The following is a 1,446-nucleotide window of genomic DNA, read 5'->3' as shown; positions in this document are numbered from 1 at the left end:
CGTCATTATCCACAATATCACCTCACCCAAATTCAGGGAGGCAGTGTCCAGCAAATAAACCCGCGCCGCGAGGTGGGGCGCTCGCAGCGGTTACCCTACTCCAGGACCTCCACACGTGAACCTGCGGGAACTGGCTGAGGCAATCCCTCGGTGGCCTGCGGGTCACGTCAATAACCGCGTGGCTGAGGACCTGGACTGGTGGACGCTCCATGCGCGGGATGCCCTGTTCTGGACCCTGGACGACCTCCAGGAACTCAACGGCCTCGTCGCCCGCGCCCATTACCTGATCGCCAACCCGCCCGGCCCGACCGGGAACGCCACGCCGCCGGGTGGTGGCAGCGCGGGGAGCGGCCACGCGACAATCACACCCATGCGGATCGCTGCGTAAACCCCGCTTAACCTCAAAGGAAAACTGACATGCAGACACTGACGAACCCCGGAAATTCGGGGAATGATGACGCTCGCCTTAACGTTGGCGTGACACCGTTCGACTTCCAGGGCCGTCAGGTCCGCATCGTGACCCGCGAGGGCAACCCCTGGTTCGTGGCGGCGGACGTGTGCCGGGCGCTGGGCATCCAGATCATGCCGAGCGGGGAGCCAAACGTCACCGTGGCCCTGCGTAAATTAGGGGGGGATGAGCGTGCCCTATATCCGATACAGGGTCGTCATCACCGCGTGATGAGGGCAAACTTCATCTCTGAGTCCGGCCTCTACAAGCTGGTAATGCGCTCAGATAAACCCGAGGCCCGCCAGTTCCAGGACTGGGTTACCCGCGAGGTCCTGCCCGCTATCCGCAAGGATGGCATGTACGTGAAGGGTGAAGAGAAGGTCCGCACGGGCGAACTCTCCGAGGACGAACTGACCCTCATGGTCATGCAGCGCCTACAGGCCAAGGTGGAACGCCTTAAGGACGAGCGCGACGAACTGGCGGCCAAGGTGGACACCATGCAGCCCAAGGCGGAAGTGGCCGACCGGCTGACCTCCGCACGGGGCGCAAAGACCGTCACCGAGGCGTCCAAGGCCCTGAACGTCAACGCGCGGGAGCTTGTTCCAGTTCCTGGCGGATGCTGGCTGGAGCTATCGGCGCGGCGGGGTGTGGCAGGCGCGGGCCGAGCGTTTGAAGGCCGGGCACCTGATGCACCATATCGTCATGTTCCCGGACCGGGCGGGTAACGATAACGCCTCCTCCCAGATGCGGATCACGCCACGGGGTATGGTTGTGCTGGCGCAGGCACTGAAACGCAAAGCCGCGTGAACTTACGCGCCTTATTTGACGACACCGACGCCCCGGACCTTGGGCGTATCCTTATCGCCCTCACAGTCTTAACCGCCCTGGCCCTTGAGGTCTGGACGCTCTGAACCGCTCCATGTTTGCCGGAGGCATCAACTCTTGAGAGGATGGTGTCATGACGAACAGAACGAGCAACAAGTTTTCGCCTGAGGTTC

At 62.7% G+C, this 1,446-nt stretch carries 2 protein-coding genes and 1 pseudogene; all 3 read left to right on the top strand.

Features of this window, described 5'->3' with window-relative positions; all coding sequences use genetic code 11:
• Window positions 1–178: 178 nt before the first annotated feature.
• The gene (locus T331_RS0116730) at window positions 179–388 is read left to right on the top strand and encodes a hypothetical protein (RefSeq protein WP_026440846.1); all 210 of its coding nucleotides are present in this window, start codon (window positions 179–181) and stop codon (window positions 386–388) included.
• 29 nt (window positions 389–417) lie between these two features.
• A pseudogene (locus T331_RS20665) lies at window positions 418–774 on the top strand (BRO-N domain-containing protein); the annotation flags it as partial.
• A gap of 319 nt (window positions 775–1,093) precedes the next feature.
• Window positions 1,094–1,255 carry a hypothetical protein gene (locus tag T331_RS20660; RefSeq protein ID WP_407637438.1) on the top strand — a complete coding sequence of 54 codons (162 nt, stop codon included), beginning with the start codon at window positions 1,094–1,096 and terminating at the stop codon, window positions 1,253–1,255.
• Window positions 1,256–1,446: the final 191 nt, after the last annotated feature.

The organism is Acidocella facilis ATCC 35904 (assembly GCF_000687875.1).
In the GTDB taxonomy this organism is placed as follows: Bacteria; Pseudomonadota; Alphaproteobacteria; order Acetobacterales; family Acetobacteraceae; genus Acidocella; species Acidocella facilis.
Note: the sequence above shows the minus strand (reverse complement) of the source record. Positions and strands in the feature narration are given on the sequence as shown.